1 pseudogene is annotated in these 539 nt (G+C 51.4%); it reads left to right on the top strand.

Annotation, left to right across the window (positions count from 1 at the left end):
* Positions 1–539: pseudogene (locus GTGU_RS26790) on the top strand (hypothetical protein); the annotation flags it as partial.

Raw genomic sequence — 539 nt, forward strand, 5'->3', positions numbered from 1 at the left:
ACGCCAGCAAAGAGACACTGGACAAATGTACCAGTGCCGGGGCTACTTTTGGTGATGTTGTCGGTAGTGTGCTGAATTTTCTTCTGACACCTGCCAAAGCCCTGCTTGATGCGCTCGGATGGATCCTTGAAAAGCTCGGGGTGTTGCCTGACGAGGCCGAGCGTGCAAGGAAGAAGATTGAAGATACGCAGCGACAGGCGCTGCTTAATGACAAAATCGCTCTACTGCAGGGGGATATAACAAAGGTCGCCCCGAAAAAAACCGATCCCGTAAAAAATGAATCACCCGGTGACGGTGAATGGAATTCATCCTTTCTCTTTCCTGGCATGAAGCCTTTTTCACCTTTTGGAAATGGCAACGGAACCAGCAAAGGGACGGAGACGGGAACGGAAACTAAAACGGGAAAAGCATCTGGCACAGATCTTACCGGGCACAACAAAACCGGCCGCAAGCTGGGTGAGATTGCCGACAACACCAAAGGCATGCTCGATGAGACCAGAAAACGCATCGGCCCCGGCGATATCGTCTTTAAGGATCTG

The sequence above is a fragment of the Trabulsiella guamensis ATCC 49490 genome, assembly GCF_000734965.1.
Classification (GTDB): Bacteria; Pseudomonadota; Gammaproteobacteria; order Enterobacterales; family Enterobacteriaceae; genus Trabulsiella; species Trabulsiella guamensis.